Raw genomic sequence first — 19,600 nt, forward strand, 5'->3', positions numbered from 1 at the left:
GCTAACGAGGGCCACCGACAGCGGCTGACTAGCCTGAGCCGCATGGCGGCGAAGCGGGCAGAGCGACTCGTCAACCTGGTCATCGCCCTGCTCAGCACCCGCCAGTACGTGACGGCCGCCCGGATCCGCGCGACCGTGCCGGGTTACGAGGCAGACGACGGCTCCGACCGCGCCGACGAGGCGTTCAAGCGCATGTTCGAGCGGGACAAGGCCGAGCTGCGCGAGATGGGCGTGCCGCTGGAGACCGGCCGCACCAGCGCCTTCGACACCGAGGACGGCTACCGGATCGCGCGCGCCGACTACGAGCTGCCCGAGATCCGGCTGACCGGCGAGGAGGCGGCTGCCGTCGGCCTCGCGCTGCGCCTGTGGGAGTCCGCTCAATTGGCCGGCGCCGCGCACAGCGCCCTGGTCAAGCTCAAGGCGGCCGGCGTCGAGGTCGACTCCTCCCGGTCCATCCCGCTCCAGCCGCGCCTGGACGCCGGCGAACCCGCGTTCGAGCCCTGCTACGCCGCCGCCCGCGACCGCCGGGAACTCACCTTCGACTACCGACGTCCCGACGAGGACGTGCCCGCCCGCCGGCACGTCCAGCCCTGGGGCGTCGTCGCCTGGCACGGCCGCTGGTACCTCGTGGGTCTCGACCTCGACCGAAAGGCTGAACGGGTCTTCCGGCTGTCCCGCGTCGTCGGCACCCCGAAGGCCACCGGTCCGGCCGGCGCCTTCGAGCCCCCGGACGACGTCGACCTCGCCGACGTCGTCGCCGGGCAGGTCGGGGGAGAGGAGCACCTCGTCGTCGTCCGAGCGCGCCCGGGCACCGCCGTCGGCCTCCGCCGGTTCGCGACCCCCCTGGGCGCGGCGGACGACGGTGACGACCGCCTCGAGCTGCGCACCACCGAGCCCGGCCGGCTGGCCGACGAGCTCGCCTCCTACGGCGCCGACGTCGTCGTGGAGGCCCCGGCCGCGGTGCGCGACGCCGTGATCTCCCGGCTCACCCGCCTGGCCGCGATGGGGGCGTCGTCGTGACCCCCACGAGCACCCCCGACCGCGTCACCCGCCTGCTCGCGCTCGTCCCGTACCTGACCGCGCGGCCGGAGGGCGTCCGGGTCGCCGAGGCCGCCCGCGACTTCGGCGTCAACGAGCGGCAGCTGCGCAGCGACCTCGAGCTGCTCTGGATGTGCGGGCTGCCCGGCTACGGCCCCGGTGACCTGATCGACCTCTCGTTCGAGGGCGATCGGGTGCGGGTCACGTTCACCGCCGGCATGGGGCGCCCGCTGCGCCTGACCACCGACGAGGCCGTCGCCCTGGTCGTCGCCCTGAAGACCCTGCTGGAGCTGCCCGGGCTGGCCGAGCGGGAGGCGGTCAGCCGGGCACTCGCCAAGGTCTCGGCGGCCGCGGGCCACGCGGCGGACCGGGTCACGCCGGTCGCGGTCAGCGTCGACGCCCGCGAGGAGGCGCTCGCCGTCGTCCGGGACGGGCTGGAGCGCAAGCGCGCGCTGCACCTGCACTACTACGTGCCCACCCGCGACGAGCGCACCGAGCGCACGGTCGACCCGATGCGGCTGCTGCTGGTCGACGGCAAGTGGTACCTGGAGGCCTGGTGCCGCCGCGCCGAGGGGGTGCGGCTGTTCCGGCTCGACCGCGTGGACGACGTCGCCGTCCTCGACGAGCGGGCCGCCCCACCCCCGCAGGCGCAGGAGCGCGACGTGGAGAACGGTGTCTACCGGCCCGACCCGGAGACGCCGGCGGTGCGGCTGCGGTTGTCCCGCGGCGCCCGCTGGGTCGCCGACTACTACCCGGTCGACGAGCCCACGCCGCTCGCGGACGGTGGCCTCGCCGTCACCGTGCACACCGCGGACCTCGCGTGGGCGCGGCGGCTGGTCGCCTCCCTCGGCGGCGAGGCCCGGGTCGACGAGCCGGCCGGGCTGGCCGCCGAGATCGCCGCCGACGCCCGGGCGGCTCTCGACCGCTACGGGGTCGACCCACAGCCTGCTGCCAGCCCGGCCGGTTAGGGTCCCTGCCGTGTTGCTGCTGATCGTGTGGATCGTCGTCGTGGTCCTCGCCCTCGTCGTCCTCGGGGCGATCGGGTTCGGCGTGCTCGGCGCGGCCGGCCGGCTGGGCCGGGAGCTCGCGGCGGCCGAGCGCGACGTGCGACCGCTGATCGAACGCGCTCAGGCCACGGCGGCCCGCGCGTCCTCGAACGACTGACCGATCCGCGCGCGGCACCGGAACCGCGCGCCCTCCGGCGTAGCATCGCCGGTGCCCGACCCACCAGGAGGACATGTCATGGCCGGACTCGGCGTACCGGAGCTGCTGATCATCCTCGTGGTCGCCCTGCTCATCTTCGGCGGCTACAAGAAGCTCCCCGACGCCTCGCGCTCGCTCGGCCGCTCGCTGCGCATCTTCAAGGGCGAGATGAAGGGCATGAAGGACGACGACGTCCGCACCAAGGACGCCGCCCAGACGTCGGTCAAGGGCGAGATCGTCGCCCCCACCGCCTCGTCGGCCTCCGGTGACCTCACCGCGAGCCTCGAGGAGGAGGCGCGGCTGGCCGAGGCCCGTGCCGCCGAGCTCCGCGCCCGCGCCGAGCAGAGCCGCGCCGCCGACGGCACCCACTGATCCACCCCCTCGAGGCGCACCACGGTGACCCAGCCGAGCCGGCGGCGGCGACGGCGTCCACCTCGCGACGCCGAGGCGACCATGTCGCTGATCGCGCACCTCACCGAGCTGCGCAATCGCATCGCGAAGGCGCTCCTGGCGCTGCTGGTCGCCACCGCGATCGCGTTCTGGTGGTACGACCACGGCCTCGGTGAGTTCATCCGGGCGCCGTACTGCAACCTGCCGGCGGGCCTGCGCTACGGCGGTGACAAGAACGGCTGCGGGCTGCTCATCACCGACGTGTTCGGCGGCGTGTTCATCCGCCTCAAGGTGGCCTTCCTCGCCGGCGCCGTCCTCTCCGCCCCGTTCTGGCTCTACCAGCTCTGGGCGTTCATCACCCCGGGCCTGAAGCGGAACGAGAAGCGCTACGGGATCGGGTTCGTCGCCGTCTCGACGTTCCTGTTCGCAGCCGGCGCCGTGCTCGCCTACATCTCCCTGGCCAAGGGGTTGCAGCTGCTGCTGTCCCTCGCCGGTGACGGGGTCGTCATCGCCCTCACGGCCCAGGACTACATCGGATTCGTGCTGTCGCTGCTGGTCGCGTTCGGTGTGAGCTTCGAGGTGCCGCTCGTCGCGGTCGCGCTGAACCTGGTCGGCGTCCTGCCGTACTCCGTGCTCGCGAAGAGCCGACGCTGGATCTTCTTTCTCACCCTGGTGTTCGCCGCGTTCATCACCCCGACCCAGGACCCGTTCACCATGCTGCTGATGGCCGGGCCGATGATCGCGCTGTTCGAGGGCGCCATCCAGATCGCCCGGGTGGTGGACAAGCGGCGCGCCCGCCGGGAGGCCGTCGAGGGCTTCCACGACGTCGGGGACGACGAGGCCTCGCCGCTCGACGCGCAGCCCTCCTCGCTGGACGACGCCTACGACCCGACGACCACCCGTTGATGCAGGTCGCCGTCCTCGTCAGCCCCACGGCAGGTCGCGGCCGGGCCCGCGTGCTCACCGACGACGTCCTCGACGCCTTCCGGGCGGCCGGTCTCTCGCCGCGGCTGCTGTCCGCGACGACGGCCGGGGAGGCGGAGATGCAGGCGGCCGACGCCGTCGCCGCCGGGGCCGGCGCGGTCGTCGCGGTGGGCGGGGACGGCACGGTGCACACGGCCGTGCAGGCCGTCGCGGGCACTGGGGCCGCGCTGGCGGTGGTGCCCACGGGCACCGGCAACGACCTCGTCCGTGCCGTGGGCATCCCCGGCGACGCACTCGCCGCGGCGCGCGCCGCTGCCGAGGACCTCGCGGCCGGCACCTCGACCGCGATCGATGCCGGCCGCACCGGCCACCGCTGGTGGGTCACCGTGCTGTGCTGCGGCTTCGACTCGGCGGTCTCCGACCGGGCCAACCGGCTGCGCTGGCCGAAGGGACGGCGCCGGTACGACGTGGCCGTCCTCGCCGAGCTGGCCCGGCTCAAGCCGATCGAGCTGACCATGGTCCTGGACGGCGAGTCGCAGACGCTGCCGGTGACGATGGTCGCGGTCGGCAACACCCCGTGGTACGGCGGCGGGATGAAGATCTGCCCGGCAGCCGACGCCACCGACGGGCTCTTCGACGTCACCGTGGTCGGGGCGGTCAGCCGGCTGGAGCTCGTGCGGACGAAGCCACGGCTGTCCGACGGCACGCACGTCACGCACCCGTTGATCAGCGTGCACCGCGCGGCGCGGGTGGAACTGTCGAGCCCCGGCGTCACCACCTACGCCGACGGCGAGCGGGTGCTGCCGCTGCCCGCCGTCACCGAGTGCGTCCCGGGCGCCCTGCAGGTCGTCGGCGTCCGCCGCTGATCGTCGGTCGGCCCCCTGCAGGGTCCCGCCGCGAGCTTGCGAGCGGTGGGGGGCAGGGGGTCCTTTGACTAATCTCGGGGCATGTCCAGCCCCGCTGAGCGGTATGCCGCCGCCCGGCGGCGGACCGCGCACCCCGCGCTGTCGGACTTCACCGCCGAGCTGGGGTTCACCCTCGACCCGTTCCAGGTCGAGGCCTGCGAGGCGCTGGACGAGGGGTCGGGAGTCCTGGTCTGCGCGCCGACCGGCGCGGGCAAGACCGTCGTCGGCGAGTTCGCGATCCACAAGGCTCTGGCCGAGGGCCGCAAGGCGTTCTACACCACGCCGATCAAGGCTCTCTCCAACCAGAAGTACGTCGACCTGGTCGAGCGGTACGGCCAGAAGCAGGTCGGCCTGCTCACCGGCGACAACGCGGTCAACGGCGACGCGCCCGTGGTCGTGATGACCACCGAAGTGCTGCGCAACATGCTCTACGCCGACTCCCCGGCCATCGCCGGGCTCGGCTACGTGGTCATGGACGAGGTCCACTACCTCGCCGACCGGTTCCGCGGCGCGGTCTGGGAGGAGGTGATCATCCACCTGCCGCAGTCGGTCACCCTCGTCTCGCTGTCGGCGACGGTCAGCAACGCCGAGGAGTTCGCCGACTGGCTGGTCACGGTCCGCGGCCACACGAAGGTCGTCGTCAGCGAGGTGCGGCCGGTGCCGCTGTGGCAGCACATGCTGGTCGGCAACCGCGTCTTCGACCTGTTCTCCCTGCGGCCGGCCGCCCACGCGGGGGAGCAGGGCGACACCGCCCGCAGCCAGTCCACCCGGGAGCGCGGCGCCTCCGTGGTCGATCCCGAACTGGTGCGCTACGTCCGCGAGCACGAGCGGCGGCTCGACTCCTGGCACGGCGGCGGACCGCGCAGCTCCCGGCGCGACGACAACTACCGCCCGCGGTACCGGGCGCCGTCGAGGTCGGAGATCGTCACCCGCCTCGACTCCGCCGGCCTGCTGCCGGCGATCACCTTCGTCTTCAGCCGCAACGGCTGCGACGCCGCCGTCCGCCAATGCCTGCTCGCCGGTCTGCGGCTCACCGACGAGGGCGAGCGGGCCGAGATCGCCGAGATCATCGACCGGCGCACCGGCTCGCTGCCGGAGGAGGACCTGCACGTCCTGGGCTTCTGGGAGTGGCGCGAGGGCCTGCTCGCCGGGCTCGCCGCCCACCACGCCGGCCTGGTGCCCGCGTTCAAGGAGACGGTGGAGGAGTGCTTCGTCCGGGGCCTCGTGAAGGCGGTGTTCGCCACCGAGACCCTGGCGCTGGGCATCAACATGCCCGCCCGCAGCGTCGTCCTCGAGCGGCTGGTCAAGTGGAACGGCGAGGCGCACGTCGACGTGACGCCGGGGGAGTACACCCAGCTCACCGGCCGGGCGGGCCGTCGCGGCATCGACGTCGAGGGTCACGCCGTCGTGGTGTGGGCGCCCGGGGTCGACCCCGCGACGGTGGCCGGGCTGGCGAGCACGCGCACGTTCCCGCTGAAGTCGTCGTTCCGGCCGAGCTACAACATGGCGGTCAACCTGGTCAGCTCCTTCGGCCGGGCGCGCGCCCGGGAGCTCCTCGCGTCGTCGTTCGCCCAGTTCCAGGCCGACCGCTCGGTCGTCGGCCTGGCGCGGGCAGCGGCCCGGCACGAGCAGGAGGCGGCCCGCTTCGCCGTCGAGATGCACTCCGACCGCGGGGACGTCGGCCAGTACGCGGAGCTGCGCCGGCAGATCAGCGACCGGGAGAAGGAGCTGTCCCGTGACTCGCAGGCCAAGCGGCGGATCGAAGCCGCCGAGGCGCTGGCCGCCCTGCGGCCGGGTGACGTCATCCGGGTGCCGTCCGGACGACGGCAGGGGCTGGCCGTCGTGCTGGACGCGGGGATCACCGACCTGGCCGACCCCCGGCCGCTGGTGCTCACCGAGGACAAGTGGGCCGGCCGGCTGGGCCCCATCGACTTCCCGACGCCGGTGAGCGCCCTGGCCCGGGTGCGGGTGCCGAAGAACTTCAACCACCGCAGCCCGCACGCCCGCCGCGACCTGGCCTCGACCCTGCGCAACGCCCGCCTCGAGAACGACCTGGGCGCGCGCAAGGTCAAGCACCGGTCGGCCGCGTCGGACGACCCGGTGCTCGACGACCTCCGCCGCGCGCTGCGCGCCCACCCGGTGCACGAGCTGCCCGACCGCGAGGAGCGGGTGCGGGTCGCCGAGCGCTGGCTGCGTGCGGTCCGGGAGGCCGACGCGCTCCAGCACAAGATGGCGGAGCGGACCGGCTCGCTGACCCGCCAGTTCGACTCGACCTGCGACGTCCTCGAGGAGCTCGGCTACCTCGTGCCCGAAGTGGCCCCCCTGGTGCCGGCCGACACGGAGGTCGTGGTCGCCACCGACGACGTGCCCGTGGTGACCGACGACGGACGGCGCCTCGCCCGCATCTGGTCGGAGGCCGATCTGCTGGTCGCCGAGTGCCTGCGCGCCGGGACGTGGCGGGGACTCACGCCCGCGGAGCTGGCCGCGGCTGCCTCCACCGTGGTGTTCGAGGCGCGGCGGGACAACCCGGCACTGCCCGCCGTCCCGGCCGGCAAGGTGGCGGCGGCGATCGGCGAGATGCGGCGCATCCGGGCGCGGCTGCACGACGTGGAGACCGACCACGGGGTCCGGGTCACGCGGGATCTGGATCTGGGCTTCGCCTGGGCCGCCTACCGGTGGGCGGACGGGCAGAGCCTCGACCGGGTGCTGGCCGGCGCCGAGCAGGCCGGGACGGAGCTCTCCGGCGGCGACTTCGTCCGCTGGACCCGGCAGCTCATCGACCTGCTCGACCAGGTCGGGAAGGTCGCCGACGAGCCGGTGGCGTCGGTGGCCCGCAGCGCCGTCGGGCGGCTGCGCCGCGGGGTCGTCGCGGTCGCCATCGGTGGCTGACGAGCGGCTCGCCGCGTTCCCCGGGCGGCCGGGGTGGGGCACAATCTCGACGCCTCGACATCGGCACCGACGCGGGAGCGATGAATGACCTATCCGCCCGAGGGCAGCGACGACGGCCCGTCGGTCCCTCCGGCGCCCGGTCGGCCGTGGGGGCAGGACCCGCCGTACGGCTCACCGCCACCGCAGTACGCGCAGGATCCCTTCGGCCAGCCCCCGCCGTACGGCCGGCCCGCGCCGTACGGGCCGCCGCCCCAGTACGGGCAGCAGCCCCCGTACGGCCCGCCCCGGTACCCCGGTTACGGCGTGCCGGGGCAGTTCGGCCCGCCTCCTCCCGCGCCGCGGTCGAGGGTGGGCCTGATCGCGGTCCTCACCGGCGTCGCGCTGCTGGTCGTCGCGGCGGTCGCCGTCCTGGTGATGACCCTGCAGTCGACCGTGCTGGACGCGGCCTCGGCGGAGCGCGACGTCGCGGCTCAGTTCGAGCAGCGCGAGGGGGTGTCCATCGACCTCGACTGCCCCAGCGACATGAAGGTCGAGGCCGGCGCCAGCTACACGTGCACCGGGACGACGGCCGACGGCGAATCGGTGACCCTGCGGCTGTCCATCACCGATCCGCGGACCGCCGCCTACACGTGGACCGAGCCCTGAGCCTGCTCAGCCGACGGCGTCCTCCGGCCAGCCGAGGGCGGCGCCCAGCCGCTTGAGCGACGACTCCAGGCCGTGCGCGGCGGCCAGCCCGGCGAGCGCGTCGGGATCGGCGGGTGACGTCGGGAGCGTGCCCTCGACGGCGGGCAGGTCGATGGCGCACTCCACCGCGACCACGACGGGGGCCGCGTCGAGATAGGCCGACGCCGCATGCATCTTCTTCAGGACCGCCGCGGTCAGCGGCGGCCTCGGCACGACGGTCCGCGCCACGGCGTCGCGGATGCCGGCGAGGTCGCCGAACTCGTTGATCAGTGCCGCCGCGGTCTTCGCGCCGACGCCGGCAACCCCGGGCAGCCCGTCGCTCGGGTCGCCGCGCAGGACGGCGAAGTCGGCGTAGGCGCGCCCCGGGATGCCGTACTTGGCGCTCACGGCCGCCTCGTCGACCAGTTCGATGTCGGCGATCCCGCGGGCCGTGTAGAGGACGCGGACGCCGCGCGCGTCGTCGACCAGCTGGAACAGGTCGCGGTCGCCGGTGACGACGTCGACCGGTCCGCGGGCGCGGGTGGCCAGCGTGCCGATGACGTCGTCCGCCTCGTAGCCCGGAGCGCCCACGCGGTCGATCCCGGCCGCGGCGAGCACCTCGACCAGCACCGGCACCTGGGGGCTCAACTCGTCGGGCACCTCCTCGCCGCCCTCGGGGGCCACGCGGTGCGCCTTGTACGACGGCAGCGCGTCCACGCGGAAGGCCGGGCGCCAGTCGTCGTCCCAGCAGGCGACGAGGCGGTCGGGGCGGTGGGTGGTGAGCAGCCGGGCGGTCATGTCGAGGAAGCCCCGGACGGCGTTGATCGGCCGTCCGTCCGGTGTCGTGATGCTCGTCGGCACCCCGTAGAAGGCCCGGAAGTACAGACTGGCGGCGTCGAGCAGCATCGTCGTCACGAGTCTTCCTCGCTGGCGCTCGTCCGTCTCGTGCCGAGACGTGCTGTGCATTTCCGTGATCTCGCAAGCTCGCTCACGCTTGCGGACGCTAGCGGTCGGGGGAAGGTGTGCGGTGCACGGCATCGGCCCTGACTAGTCTGCGCGCGTGGGATCCGATTCGCTTCCGGCCGGGCTCGTGACCATCGACCGGGTGCACGCCGCCCGCGACATCGCCGCGGAGAAGGGCATCGACCTGCTCGTGCTCACGCCCGGGTCGGACCTCCGCTACCTCTGCGGCTATTCCGCGCATCCGCTGGAGCGGCTGACGGCGCTGGCCGTGCCTCGCCGGGGAGAGCCGTTCCTCGTCGTCCCGCGGCTGGAGGCGCCGATGGTCGACGCCAGTCCGGCCGGCGCACTGGGGCTCGAGCTGCTGGCCTGGGACGAGACCGACGACCCGTTCGCACTGCTGGCCCGCACCGCGACCGCCCGGCTCGGCTCCGCGCCCACCCGCGTGGCCGTCGGCGCCCGCTCCTGGGCCGAGCACGCGCTCGGCGTCCAGCGGGCGCTGCCCGGTTCGGCGCTGGAGGTCGCGAGCCCCGTCGTGGACCGGCTGCGCATGGTGAAGTCCCCGGCCGAGGTGGAGCAGCTGGCGTTGGCCGGTGCGGCGATCGACCGGGTGCACGCCCGTATGGCCGACTGGCTGAAGGTGGGCCGCACCGAGGCCGAGGTGGGGGCGGACATCGCCGCGGCCATCGTCGAGGAGGGCCACGTGAGCGTGGACTTCGTCATCGTGGGCTCCGGTCCCAATGGCGCCAGCCCGCACCACGAGCTGTCCGATCGCACGATCCTCGCCGGCGACCTCGTCGTCGTCGACCTCGGCGGCGGCCTGCCGACGGGGTACCGGTCGGACTGCACCCGCACCTATGTCGTCGGCGGCCCGGCGCCGGCCGACGTGGCCGAGTGGTACGCCGTCCTCCAGGCCGCCCAGGAGGCGTCGACGGCCGCGGTCCGGCCCGGGGTCACGGCCGAGGAGGTCGACGCCGCCGCCCGCCGGGTGATCGACGACGCCGGGTGGGGGGAGCACTTCTTCCACCGCACCGGGCACGGCATCGGGCTGGACACGCACGAGGCGCCCTACATCGTCGCCGGCAACGAACTGCCCTTGGAGCCGGGGATGGCGTTCTCGGTGGAGCCGGGCATCTACCTCGCCGGCCGGTGCGGCGCCCGCATCGAGGACATCGTGGTCTGCACCGACGACGGCGTCCGGAACCTGAACGGGGGTCCCCGTGAACTCGTCGAACTCCCCGGCTGAGCCCGGCGCCGACGGCCTCCGCGCCGTCGACGTCGACCGGGCGCTGCTGGCCGCCCTCGCGCGGGACGGGCGGGCGAGCTACACCGAGCTGGCCGAGCGGGTGGGGTTGTCGGTGTCGGCCGTGCACCAGCGGGTGCGGCGGCTGGAGCAGCGTGGGCTGATCAGCGGGTACCACGCGAAGCTCGACGCGAAGGCGCTCGACCTGCCGCTGACCGCCTTCGTCTCCATCACGCCGATCGACGTGGCGCAGCCCGACGACGCGCCGGCCCGGCTGGCCCATCTCACTGCGATCGAGGCCTGCCATTCGGTCGCCGGGGTCGAGAGCTACATCCTCAAGGTGCGGGTCGCCTCGCCGGACGCGCTGGAGCAGCTGCTCCACCAGATCCGCGTCGCTGCCAACGTGTCGACGCGGACGACGGTCGTGCTGTCCACCTCCTACGAGGACCGACCCCCGATCTGAGGCCGCTACCGTCACCTGCATGGCGACCGGCCGCGGGTTCTGGCTCACCAACCGGGTGGCCAACCCGGTCCTGCGGCAGCTGCTGCGTGGCCCCGCCGGCCGCGTGCTGGGCCGGGGCCTGATGGTGCTGCGGTACACCGGGACGAGGACCGGCCGGCCCCACGAGCTCGTCGTCCAGTACGTCCGGGACGGCGGCACGGTGTGGGTGCTCGTGGGTCAGGCCGACCGCAAGACGTGGTGGCACAACCTGCGCCGGCCCGCGGACGTCGAGCTGTGGCTGGCGGGCGAGCACCTGCGCGCCCGGGCCGTCGTGATTCTCGGCGGCACCGACCCCGAGAAGGCCGCGGCCGGGCTCGCCACGTACCGGACGGCCGTCCCCGGGGCCGCCGCCGATCCGGCCGGGGCGACGCTGGTCCGCGCCGACCTCGAGCCCGCCGGCTGACTGGACATCAGTTCGAACGTGTGTTCGGATGGATGGCATGCGGTGGGACGCACAACGGCTGGACGTCGAGGAGCCGACGACGCTGCCCGGAATGCCGTCGGTCCGCGGCCTGCTGCGCAGTGTCCAGGTACCGGAGTTCCCCGGACTGACGTTCCACGAGGTGCGGTCGAAGAGTGCGCTCAACCACGTTCCCGGTGAATCGGCGATGCCGTTCCCGTGGACGATCAATCCGTACCGCGGATGCAGTCATGCGTGCACGTATTGCGTGTCGGGCGAAACCCAGATCTTGATGGGCGACGGTAGTCAACGGGCGATCGCCGACCTGCAGGTCGGCGACCGCATCATCGGTACCGAGAAGCGCGGCACGTACCGCCACTACGTGGCGACCGAGGTGCTCGCGCACTGGTCGACGGTGAAGGCGGCAGTCCGCGTCACGCTCGCGGACGGCACCGAGATCGTGGCCAGCGGCGACCATCGCTTCCTCACCGGTCGGGGCTGGAAGCACGTCACCGGCGCCATGAGCGGCCCGAATCAGCGCCCGTATCTGACCTCGAACGACAAACTGCAAGGCTTCGGTCGAACTCTGGCATCGCTGGCCGTGTGCAGCGACTATCGCCGGGGCTACCTCACAGGGATGGTTCGCGGCGATGCCGACCTCAAGGTCTACCGCTATCAGCGGGCGGCCCGTTCACAGGGTGATCACCATCGATTCAGACTCGCTCTGGCGGACGTCGAAGGGCTCCGCAGAACCCACGATTACCTCGCCGCAGAGGGCATCTCGACGGACTGGTTCGGCTTCACTCCGGCTACGGCTGTTCGCCGGGAGATGACTGCGATACGGACGTCCACAGCCACGTCGGTCGCGCGGATCCTGGAACTGGCGGAGTGGCCACAGGCCCCGACGAACGCTTGGAGACGCGGCTTTCTCGCCGGCATTTTCGACGCGGAGGGCAGTCGGAGCAGGGGCGTCCTACGGATCTCGAACACCAACGGGGAGATCTTCGCGCATACGCATGCTGCCCTGACCGACTTCGGCTTCGATGTGGCGCGCGAGGATCCGGGCCGATCCAACGGCATCATCACCCTCCGGGTGCGCGGGGGACTGCGCGAGCACATGCGGTTCGTGCACCTCGTGGATCCGGCGATCCGGCGGAAGTGCGCGGTCGAAGGAATCGCTGTGAAGAGCGACGCGGACCTGCGGGTGGTGAGCATCGAGCCGCTCGGCCTCGAGATGCCCATGTTCGACATCACGACCGGCACCGGTGACTTCGTGGCCAACGGCGTCATCAGCCACAACTGCTTCGCCCGGGGGACCCACGAATGGCTGGAACTCGATTCCGGTCACGACTTCGACAGCCAGATCGTGGTCAAGACCAATCTCGTCGACGTCCTGCGCAAGGAGCTGGCCCGGCCCTCGTGGAAGCGCCAGCACGTCGCGCTCGGCACCAACACCGACCCGTACCAGCGGGCCGAGGGCCGCTACAAGCTGATGCCGGGGATCATCCGCGCGCTGGCGCACTCCGGCACGCCGTTCTCCATTCTCACCAAGGGCACGCTGCTCCGCCGCGACATTCCGCTGCTGGTGGAGGCCGCGACGAAGGTCCCCGTCGGCCTCGGCGTCTCGATGGCCATCTGGGACGACGAACTGCATCACGCCCTGGAGCCGGGCGTGCCCACCCCGCGGGCACGGCTCGACCTCGTGCGGGCGCTGACCGACGCGGGCCTCCCGTGCGGGGTGTTCCTCGCGCCTGTGCTGCCCGGGCTGACCGACGGCGTGGCCGAACTCGACGCCGCCCTCGCCGCGATCGCGGCAGCCGGCGCCACCGGGGTCACCGTCATCCCGCTGCACCTACGTCCGGGTGCCCGGGAGTGGTTCATGGCGTGGCTCGCCGGTGCGCATCCGGAGCTGGTGTCGCGGTACGAGCAGCTCTACGCACGGAGGGCCTACGTGCCTGCCGAGTACCGCATCTGGCTGGCTCAGCGCGTGGCGCCGCTGCTCGCGCAGCACGGCCTGGGCCGGCGGTCGGGCGGTGAGGCCCGGCAGGTCGCCGGCGGTGTGCCGGGCGACGAGGAGGTCGGCTTCCCGGCCGGGAGCCTGCCGTCGGCGGGACTCCCCGTCCAGGGCCCGGCCGGCGCGGCAGGGGAGCAGCTGGCACTGCTGTGAGCCGGCACACCGGACACGGCCGGGGGATCTACGAGCGGCAATGCCCCGATGCCTCCTCTGTGGGCCCTACGGTGCGCTGGAGGAGGTGCCGATCATGTCCGGTCCCGTACGCACGACGGAAACGTTCACCCGCGAGCAACTGGTGCAGGCGCTCGACCGGCTGCAGGCCGACGGCCGGTGGTCGCCGGAGCACGCCGCGGTCCTGCTCCGGGAGCTCGACCGGACCGTCCCGCCGGTTGCGCCGGCCGCACCCGGGCCGCCCCGTACCGGCAGCCGGCTCGCCGAGGCCGCGGGCTATGCCGGCGCCGTCCTCATCGGCGCGGCGGGCGCGGTGCTCGTCGGCCAGCACTGGGAGAGCCTCGGCCGCCCCGGCCGGGTCGCCGTGCTGGCCGGGGTCACCCTGGTCCTTGCCGCGGTCGGCGTCGCGGTGGCCCTCGTCCGGCCGCGGGGGCGGACCCTCCTCCGGCGGCCGCAGCACGCGGTCCGCCGCCGCCTGGCCGGCACCGCGCTCACGATCGCGGCCGCCACGGCAGCCGGAACGGTCGGCAACCTGGCCACGGACCACACGTTCCTGCTCGCCGCGAGCACGGCCGTGGTCGTGATGGCCGTCGCCCTGTGGCTGGCCCCCAGTGCCGTCAGCGAAGTCGCCGGGCTCGCGGCCGTCGGACTGCTGGCGGGCGCCGTCCTGGACGAGGCGAACACCGCGGAGACCGGGGTCTTCATCACCCTGGCCGTCGTGGGGCTCGCCTGGGCGGCGCTGGCCTGGACCCCCCTGTTGACGGTTCCGATGCTCGGACTGGCGCTCGGCCTCGGCATGGCGCTCTACACCTGCGGCGTGGCCGCCTTCTACGGGCAGCAGCCGGAGGAGGGGATCGGCATCGCGGTGCTCGTCCTGCTGGTGGCGGGCGGCCTGGCCGGGTACGTGCGCACCGGGCGGTGGCCACTGGCGGCCGCGGCGGCGGTGGCGCTGGCGACCCTCGTCTTCCGCCTGACCAGTGACAGCCTGGGCGCCCCGGTCGGGCTGCTGCTGACCGGCCTGGCCCTGCTGGGCGCCGGCGCCGTCGTCCTGCTGCGGCGGCGTTCGCTCGACCAGCCCTAGAGGCCGTCAGCCGGCCAGCCGGGCGGTGCGGGCGACCGCCCGGCTCGCCCGCACCACTCCGCGCGGTGACACCGGAGGCGCGCCGGCGGCCAGCGCGAGCCGCCGGTAGGAGTCGTAGGACAGCTCCCGGTAGACCAGGGCGAGCTCCTCGACCGCGTCGGCGCGGGACGGCGCCGCGGTGGCCCGCAGGTACTGGGCGGTGCGCCGGGCGTGCTTGGTGAACGTGACCTGCAGCGCCTGCGAGGAGAGCCGGCCGCCGATCGAGGAGTCCAGGCCCGGTCCGCGGCGGAGGGCCGGCAGCACCCACGGGCTGTCGGCCAGCGCCGGGAATCGTCCGCGGACGGTCTCCCAGGCGTGCCAGGCGGTGAGTGCCCCGGGCACCGACCACTCGCCGTCGTCGGTCGCCACCAGCAGCCGCCTCGCGGTCACGTGCACCTGGTCCCGGCGCAGCGAGCGGAACACCGCCACCGGGGCCGGCCACGCGAGAGCGAGCGCGCACCAGGCGACGGCGCGCAGGTGCTCCGGGTCCTCGTTGCGCACCAGCGTGAGTGGCCGGAGCTCGAGCGCAGGCGGATCGGGTTCGGGCGTGGCCACCCGCGGCAGGGCTATCCCGCCGTAGCGGGCGACCTTGCTGTACAGCGCCACGGTGGCGGGCTTCCACCCGCGGGCGGCGGCCAGCGGGTCGAGCCCGGTCTCGCCCAGCTGCTCCGGGCCGAGCCCCAGCTCGAGGGCCGCGTCGGCGAGCCTGCGCCACTGCGCCTCGTACCCGGGCGGCGCGTCCAACCGACGCCAGGCACGCGCCGGGGGAGGAGCCGGCATGTCGGGCAGTGGCTGCTGCCACCCACCTCGCATGCCGGAATACTACCGTTATCCCCAACAAAAACGCGCGGCGATTTCGTCGGCTCCTGCCGAGAACGCACATTTGCCGCCCTCCGGGCGGCAAAGCAGCAACCGCGGGAACGGACGCGTGCGCCGGAAGGTGACCATGGGGGGAGCGGGACCGCAGGTCCCGTAGAAGATCCGTCGCTTTCTTGGGCATAACGGATCGATGACCGCCGTGACCCGATGGAGTGGGCGGCCCCGATCCGTCCGGCGGGCCCCGCAACACCCTGGGAAGAATGGACGGGTGCGAACCGTCGGCGTGGAAGAAGAACTCCTGGTCGTCGACTCCGGCGGCCGCCCGGTTCCGCTCGGCCCGGACGCCCTGGAGGCCGCCGCGCGGCGCGGCGAGGGGGAGACCGCCGCCGAGCACGACCGCGCCGACGACACCGGCAGCGAGACCGGCGGAGAGTCCGCCGCGCACCTGATGCCCGAGCTCAAGGCCCAGCAGCTCGAACTCGGCACTCCCGTCTGCACGAATCTGGCCGAGGTCGACACCGAGCTGCGCTTCTGGCGGAGCCGCGCGGCGGCCGCCGCCGCCACCGTCGGGGCCTCCGTCGCCGCACTGGCGACCTCGCCCGTCGCCGTGGACCCCGTCCCGACGGAGGGGGAGCGGTTCGCCCGGATGCTCGACGCCTTCGGGCTGACCGCCCAGGAGATGCTCACCTGCGGCTGCCACGTCCACGTCAGCGTCGAGGACGACGACGAGGGCGTCGCCGTCCTCAACCGGATCCGGGTCTGGCTGCCCGTGCTGACGGCGCTCACCGCCAACTCGCCGTACTGGCAGGGCATCGACACCGGCTACGCCAGCTACCGGTCACGGACGTGGCAGCGCTGGCCGTCGGCCGGGCCGACCGAGGTCTTCCCCGACGCCGCGACCTACCACCGGCTCATCGAGGGCGTCCTGGCCACCGACACCGTGCTCGACTCCGGCATGGTCTATTTCGACGCCCGGCTGTCGGAGAAGTGGCCGACCGTCGAGGTCCGGACCGCCGACGTCGCTCTCCGGGTGGAGGACGCGGTCACCCTCGCCGGTCTGGTCCGGGGCCTGGTCGAGGTCGCCGCCCGCGAGGCCCGAGCGGCCACACCGGCGCCCGCCGTGCCCGCCCAGCTCCTGCGCCTGGCCTCGTGGCGGGCCGGGCGTTCCGGGATCACGGGCGACCTCGTCCACCCCTGCACCGGGCGCCCCGCTCCTGCGACCGAGGTGCTCGGCGCGCTCCTCGAACACGTCCGGCCCGCGCTGGCCGACGCGGGCGACGAGCAGCGGGTGTCCGACGGCGTCGCCGCGATCCTGCGCCGCGGCACCGGTGCCGACCTGCAGCGTCGGGTCCACCGGGAGACCGGCGGCGACCTCGCGTCCGTCGTCCGCACCGCCGTCGCCCTCACCGCCGGGGAACCGGACGCTGCCGACCGGGCGGCTCCCAGCCCCGCGGGCTAGATTGCGCCCCATGTACACGGCGAGCTGGCGCGACGTCGTCCGCCCCGATCTGTTCGGCCCTGCGCCTTCGCGGCGCGACCGTCCCTACCGGTTCGTCATCCGGCTGGCGCTGGTCATCTTCCGGCTGTTCGGGTTCCGCTTCGACGTCCGCGGTGCCGAGCACGTGCCCACGACCGGCGGCGCGATCATCTGCAGCAACCACGTGAGCTACTTCGACTTCACGTTCCTCGGCCTGGGCGCGCTGCCGCAGCACCGGATGGTGCGGTTCATGGCGAAATCGGCGGTCTTCGACCACTGGTTCGCCGGGCGGTTCATGCGCGCCATGCGGCACATCCCCGTCGACCGGCGCGCCGGAGCGGCGGCGTTCGAAGCCGCGGTCCGGGCCCTGAAGGACGGCGAGGTCGTCGGCGTCTTCCCCGAAGCGACCATCAGCCCGAGCTTCACGGTGAAGGAGCTCAAGGCCGGCGCGGCGCGGATGGCGGTCCAGTCCGGGGTTCCGATCATCCCGGCGGCGGTCTGGGGCGGGCACCGGGTGGCGACCAAGGGAAAGGTGCAGCTGCGCCGCGGGGTCGCCGTCACGGTGATCCTGGGCGAGCCGATCGTCGCCGAGCCAGGGGAGAAGGCCCAGTCGATCCTGCGGCGCACGCGGGCCGCAATGGAGGAACTCCTGGACGACGCGCAGCGCAGCTACCCGCAGCAGCCGGCCGGCCCCGACGACCGCTGGTGGCTGCCGGCGCACCTCGGCGGCACGGCACCGACCCCCGAGGCCGCGGCGGCCGACGACGCCATCCGCGCCGCGGGCAAGGAGCTCAAGAAGGCGAAGCCGACGCCGGTCGCCCGACTGAAGGCCCTGATCAGCCGCCGCTGACGGTCACTCCACGACCACCGGCGCCATGAGCCGGAACGCGTCCAGCTCCACGCCGTACCAGCGGCGCAGCCGGCCCAGCGGAGCCATGCCGAGCCGCCGGCAGACGGCGACCGACGCCTCGTTCCCCGGGCGGACGACGGCGTACACCTCGGGCAGCCCTGCCTCGAACCCCCGCGTGATCACCGCGCGCGCGGCCTCCGTGGCGTACCCGTGATGCCACGAGTCCGGGTGCAGGTGCCAGCCGACCTCGACCTCGCCGACGCCGTCGGGCAGCGGCTTGAACAGCACCGTGCCGGCGACGGTGCCGTCGGCCAGCTCGATCGCCCAGCAGCCGAACCGCTCGTCCAGGGCCTGCACAGCCGCCCAGCGCCCGACCAGCTCCTCGGAGGACACCGACGGCGGCCCGCCCAGCCAGCGGCAGACCTCCTCGCGCCCGTAGAGGTCGGTCAGCCGGGCGAGATCCTCCGGTGCGGCCGTCCACGCCCGCAGCCGCAGCCGCTCGGTGCGCAGCCCTCCGTCGTCCCCCATGCCGGGTGCCTTACCCCCGCGGGGCGGCCGGGGACACCCGGACCGCCGGGTTCAGCCCAGCAGGTCGGCGGCGGACGCGGCCCGGGACGACGCGGCGCGCACCTCGGCCGCGACCGGGTCGTGCTCGCGCTGTGCCCACCACGCCCGGCCGCTCGCCGGCAACGTGCGGATCGGGTCGTAGTAGGTGTACCGGCGGTCCAGCGCGTCCTCGTCGGTGCGCTCGATGCCGGTGCGATAGTTCTTCGTCCAGTAGCTGATGCCGCGCTCGCGGTCGTACTCGGCGACCTGGTGCACCCAGCGCTTGCCGACGTAGGGCACGTCGCAGACGATCCGCGGGGTGGCGAAGCCCGGCAGGTAGCCCATGATGTCGTGCTGCAGCGTCTGCGCCTTCGCCAGCGAGACCCGCCAGTGCTCGGCGCTGGGGATCATGTCGCACATGTAGAAGTAGTACGGCGTGATCGAGGCGCCGTCCTGCAGCGCGAAGCACAGGTCCAGGAGCTGACCGGCGGTGGCGTTGACGCCCTCGAGCAGCACGCCCTGGTTGCGGACGTCGCGCACGCCGGCGGCGAGCATCGCGCCGGCGGCCTCGGCAACCAGGGGCGTCACCGACTGCGCGGCGTTCACGTGGGTGTGGATCGCCAGGTTGACGCCCCGCGCCCGTGCGGTCGCCGCCAGCCGCGTCATCCCCTCGACGACGTCCTCCTGCAGCCAGTGCTGCGGGAGGCCCATGAGCGCCTTGGACGCCAGCCGGATGTCGCGGACGGACTCGATCTCCAGCAGCCCGGCGACGAACGCCTCGAGGTTCTTGAACGGCAGGTTCGCGACGTCGCCGCCGGACACGACCACGTCCCGGACGCCGGGCGTGACCCGCAGGTACTCGAGCATCGCCGCCTGCCGGTCCACCGGCTTGAGCTCGAACTTCAGCTTCGGCACGGCGGGGGTGGAGTTGCCCACCAGGTCCATGCGGGTGCAGTGGCCGCAGTACTGCGGGCAGGTCGACAGCAGCTCGGCCAGCACCTTGGTGGGGTAGCGGTGAGTCAGCCCCTCGACGGTCCACATCTCGTGCTCGTGCAGCGAGTCGCGGGCCGCGTAGGGGTGGCTCGCCGCGGCGCCGGGCAGCCGGTCGGACGCCACCGGGAGCATGTAGCGGCGCACCGGGTCGGCGAGCATGGCGGCCGAGGTCGGCACCGCGTCAGGCACCATCGTGTTGAGCATCTGCGGCGGCAGCAGCAGTGACATCGTGGCGCGACCGGCCTGGTCGGCCTCGACGTCGGCGTAGAACGACTCGTCGAGGAGGTCGCCGTACACACCACGGAGCTGGCGCAGGTTCTTCACGCAGTTGACGCGCTGCCACTGGGCGCTGCGCCACTGCTCGTCGGTCACGTCGGCGAATCCGGGCAGCCGGCGCCAGTCGGGCTCGACGAGCTCGCGAGCCGAGTACTCGTAGGGCTGTTCGAGCACGACGTCCTCCCGGGTCCAGTGCAGCGGGTCTCCGCAACACGGG

General features: G+C 73.6%; 19 protein-coding genes. 15 read left to right on the forward strand and 4 right to left on the reverse strand.

Annotated elements, in window-relative coordinates; genetic code table 11:
- Positions 1-42 precede the first annotated feature (42 nt).
- The 8 genes from AC2H4J_RS07360 (at position 43) to AC2H4J_RS07395 (ending at position 7,994) form a co-directional block, all read left to right on the forward strand.
- On the forward strand, positions 43-1,020 hold the full coding sequence (locus AC2H4J_RS07360; protein ID WP_487464200.1) for a helix-turn-helix transcriptional regulator: 978 nt from the start codon (positions 43-45) through the stop codon (positions 1,018-1,020).
- On the forward strand, positions 1,017-2,006 hold the full coding sequence (locus tag AC2H4J_RS07365; protein WP_487464201.1) for a helix-turn-helix transcriptional regulator: 990 nt from the start codon (positions 1,017-1,019) through the stop codon (positions 2,004-2,006). Before AC2H4J_RS07360 ends, AC2H4J_RS07365 begins: the two co-directional genes overlap by 4 nt.
- Before the next feature lie 10 nt (positions 2,007-2,016).
- Positions 2,017-2,202, forward strand: a complete 186-nt coding sequence (locus tag AC2H4J_RS07370) for a hypothetical protein (RefSeq protein ID WP_487464202.1) — start codon at positions 2,017-2,019, stop codon at positions 2,200-2,202.
- 78 nt (positions 2,203-2,280) lie between these two features.
- On the forward strand, positions 2,281-2,613 hold the full coding sequence (gene tatA, locus AC2H4J_RS07375; protein WP_487464203.1) for a Sec-independent protein translocase subunit TatA: 333 nt from the start codon (positions 2,281-2,283) through the stop codon (positions 2,611-2,613).
- A 24-nt stretch (positions 2,614-2,637) separates the two neighbouring features.
- Positions 2,638-3,537 (forward strand): twin-arginine translocase subunit TatC, encoded by a 900-nt coding sequence (gene tatC / locus AC2H4J_RS07380; protein ID WP_487464204.1) that lies wholly within the window; start codon positions 2,638-2,640, stop codon positions 3,535-3,537.
- Entirely contained in the window at positions 3,537-4,421 is an 885-nt protein-coding gene (locus AC2H4J_RS07385; protein ID WP_487464205.1) for a YegS/Rv2252/BmrU family lipid kinase, read from the forward strand. The genes tatC and AC2H4J_RS07385 overlap by 1 nt, the downstream gene beginning before the upstream one ends.
- Positions 4,422-4,502: 81 nt before the next feature.
- Positions 4,503-7,349, forward strand: coding sequence for a DEAD/DEAH box helicase (locus AC2H4J_RS07390; RefSeq protein WP_487464206.1), 2,847 nt, complete (start codon positions 4,503-4,505; stop codon positions 7,347-7,349).
- An 84-nt stretch (positions 7,350-7,433) separates the two neighbouring features.
- Entirely contained in the window at positions 7,434-7,994 is a 561-nt protein-coding gene (locus AC2H4J_RS07395; RefSeq protein ID WP_487464207.1) for a DUF4333 domain-containing protein, read from the forward strand.
- A 6-nt stretch (positions 7,995-8,000) separates the two neighbouring features.
- On the opposite strand, the gene AC2H4J_RS07400 is transcribed toward AC2H4J_RS07395, so the two are convergent.
- Positions 8,001-8,918: a 5'-3' exonuclease gene (locus AC2H4J_RS07400; RefSeq protein WP_487464359.1), complete on the reverse strand. Its 918-nt coding sequence runs from the start codon at positions 8,916-8,918 to the stop codon at positions 8,001-8,003.
- Positions 8,919-9,072: 154 nt separating this feature from the next.
- Here AC2H4J_RS07400 and AC2H4J_RS07405 point away from each other — a divergent pair, with 154 nt between their 5' ends.
- From AC2H4J_RS07405 to AC2H4J_RS07425, 5 genes are all read left to right on the forward strand, one after another.
- The gene (locus AC2H4J_RS07405) at positions 9,073-10,218 is read left to right on the forward strand and encodes a M24 family metallopeptidase (protein ID WP_487464208.1); all 1,146 of its coding nucleotides are present in this window, start codon (positions 9,073-9,075) and stop codon (positions 10,216-10,218) included.
- The gene (locus tag AC2H4J_RS07410) at positions 10,193-10,678 is read left to right on the forward strand and encodes an Lrp/AsnC family transcriptional regulator (RefSeq protein ID WP_487464209.1); all 486 of its coding nucleotides are present in this window, start codon (positions 10,193-10,195) and stop codon (positions 10,676-10,678) included. Before AC2H4J_RS07405 ends, AC2H4J_RS07410 begins: the two co-directional genes overlap by 26 nt.
- Before the next feature lie 19 nt (positions 10,679-10,697).
- Positions 10,698-11,120 (forward strand): nitroreductase/quinone reductase family protein, encoded by a 423-nt coding sequence (locus AC2H4J_RS07415; RefSeq protein WP_487464210.1) that lies wholly within the window; start codon positions 10,698-10,700, stop codon positions 11,118-11,120.
- Between the two features lie 37 nt (positions 11,121-11,157).
- Positions 11,158-13,284: an intein-containing Rv2578c family radical SAM protein gene (locus AC2H4J_RS07420; protein WP_487464211.1), complete on the forward strand. Its 2,127-nt coding sequence runs from the start codon at positions 11,158-11,160 to the stop codon at positions 13,282-13,284.
- A gap of 94 nt (positions 13,285-13,378) precedes the next feature.
- Entirely contained in the window at positions 13,379-14,383 is a 1,005-nt protein-coding gene (locus tag AC2H4J_RS07425; protein ID WP_487464212.1) for a hypothetical protein, read from the forward strand.
- 6 nt (positions 14,384-14,389) lie between these two features.
- Here AC2H4J_RS07425 and AC2H4J_RS07430 read toward each other — a convergent pair whose 3' ends face one another.
- Positions 14,390-15,235, reverse strand: a complete 846-nt coding sequence (locus AC2H4J_RS07430) for a hypothetical protein (protein WP_487464213.1) — start codon at positions 15,233-15,235, stop codon at positions 14,390-14,392.
- Positions 15,236-15,509: 274 nt separating this feature from the next.
- Here AC2H4J_RS07430 and AC2H4J_RS07435 point away from each other — a divergent pair, with 274 nt between their 5' ends.
- On the forward strand, positions 15,510-16,700 hold the full coding sequence (locus AC2H4J_RS07435; protein ID WP_487464214.1) for a carboxylate-amine ligase: 1,191 nt from the start codon (positions 15,510-15,512) through the stop codon (positions 16,698-16,700).
- A 10-nt stretch (positions 16,701-16,710) separates the two neighbouring features.
- Positions 16,711-17,568, forward strand: a complete 858-nt coding sequence (locus AC2H4J_RS07440) for a lysophospholipid acyltransferase family protein (protein ID WP_487464215.1) — start codon at positions 16,711-16,713, stop codon at positions 17,566-17,568.
- Positions 17,569-17,571: 3 nt separating this feature from the next.
- Here AC2H4J_RS07440 and AC2H4J_RS07445 read toward each other — a convergent pair whose 3' ends face one another.
- Positions 17,572-18,096, reverse strand: coding sequence for a GNAT family N-acetyltransferase (locus AC2H4J_RS07445; RefSeq protein ID WP_487464216.1), 525 nt, complete (start codon positions 18,094-18,096; stop codon positions 17,572-17,574).
- Between the two features lie 51 nt (positions 18,097-18,147).
- Positions 18,148-19,557, reverse strand: a complete 1,410-nt coding sequence (locus AC2H4J_RS07450) for a KamA family radical SAM protein (RefSeq protein ID WP_487464217.1) — start codon at positions 19,555-19,557, stop codon at positions 18,148-18,150.
- Positions 19,558-19,600: the final 43 nt, after the last annotated feature.

The organism is Blastococcus sp. OS1-29 (assembly GCF_057628075.1).

Bases quoted from the DNA above. Each gene is read 5' to 3' on its own strand.
- AC2H4J_RS07360 (WP_487464200.1), top strand. From the start codon at position 43: ATGGCGGCGAAGCGGGCAGAGCGACTCGTCAACCTGGTCATCGCCCTG.
- tatA (WP_487464203.1), top strand. From the start codon at position 2,281: ATGGCCGGACTCGGCGTACCGGAGCTGCTGATCATCCTCGTGGTCGCC.
- AC2H4J_RS07385 (WP_487464205.1), top strand. From the start codon at position 3,537: ATGCAGGTCGCCGTCCTCGTCAGCCCCACGGCAGGTCGCGGCCGGGCC.
- AC2H4J_RS07390 (WP_487464206.1), top strand. From the start codon at position 4,503: ATGTCCAGCCCCGCTGAGCGGTATGCCGCCGCCCGGCGGCGGACCGCG.
- AC2H4J_RS07395 (WP_487464207.1), top strand. From the start codon at position 7,434: ATGACCTATCCGCCCGAGGGCAGCGACGACGGCCCGTCGGTCCCTCCG.
- AC2H4J_RS07400 (WP_487464359.1), bottom strand. From the start codon at position 8,918: ATGCTGCTCGACGCCGCCAGTCTGTACTTCCGGGCCTTCTACGGGGTG.
- AC2H4J_RS07415 (WP_487464210.1), top strand. From the start codon at position 10,698: ATGGCGACCGGCCGCGGGTTCTGGCTCACCAACCGGGTGGCCAACCCG.
- AC2H4J_RS07420 (WP_487464211.1), top strand. From the start codon at position 11,158: ATGCGGTGGGACGCACAACGGCTGGACGTCGAGGAGCCGACGACGCTG.
- AC2H4J_RS07425 (WP_487464212.1), top strand. From the start codon at position 13,379: ATGTCCGGTCCCGTACGCACGACGGAAACGTTCACCCGCGAGCAACTG.
- AC2H4J_RS07430 (WP_487464213.1), bottom strand. From the start codon at position 15,235: ATGCGAGGTGGGTGGCAGCAGCCACTGCCCGACATGCCGGCTCCTCCC.
- AC2H4J_RS07440 (WP_487464215.1), top strand. From the start codon at position 16,711: ATGTACACGGCGAGCTGGCGCGACGTCGTCCGCCCCGATCTGTTCGGC.
- AC2H4J_RS07445 (WP_487464216.1), bottom strand. From the start codon at position 18,096: ATGGGGGACGACGGAGGGCTGCGCACCGAGCGGCTGCGGCTGCGGGCG.